Annotated in this window: 1 protein-coding gene; it reads right to left on the bottom strand. The window is 58.1% G+C overall.

What is annotated here, in order from left to right:
* Positions 1–406, bottom strand: a 406-nt coding sequence (locus AC1D0P_RS30850) for a glycoside hydrolase family protein (RefSeq protein ID WP_477680209.1), incomplete at both ends; no start/stop codon positions are given.

Below are 406 nucleotides of genomic sequence, written 5' to 3'. Positions count from 1 at the left end.
GCTATAGGCGGTATAGGTCGCGTAATATGTCTTTTTCCCCTCATCTTTGAATTCGACGAAGCGCGCATCCTCGATGCCGTTGGATTGGGATGGCGTTATCGGAAAGATAACCCGTTCGCTGATGTCGCTGTCTTGTTCGAATGTCAGGCGGGTGGCATCGTCATCGGCTAAGGCATCACTGACGGCCGGCAGCGATGCGAGGCGCGCAGGGGTATCGATACGGACAGCGCCGCTCGCGGCGATTTCGCCCGAACGGAAGGTCAGGGACGATATGTGCCCCTCGCCAACCGCCCGCAGGCTGAGGATGAACCGTTGCGCGCCCTCTGAAACGCCTGTCTGGTCTGGATGCATGACGATGCTTGGGTTGAAAAGGGCCGCCGCCTCGAACGAATATTCGTTCATGAAG

This window comes from Polaromonas sp. P1_G2 (assembly GCF_056405515.1).
The sequence above is the reverse complement of the archived record's forward strand: the minus strand, read 5'-3'. Positions and strand labels throughout refer to the sequence as shown.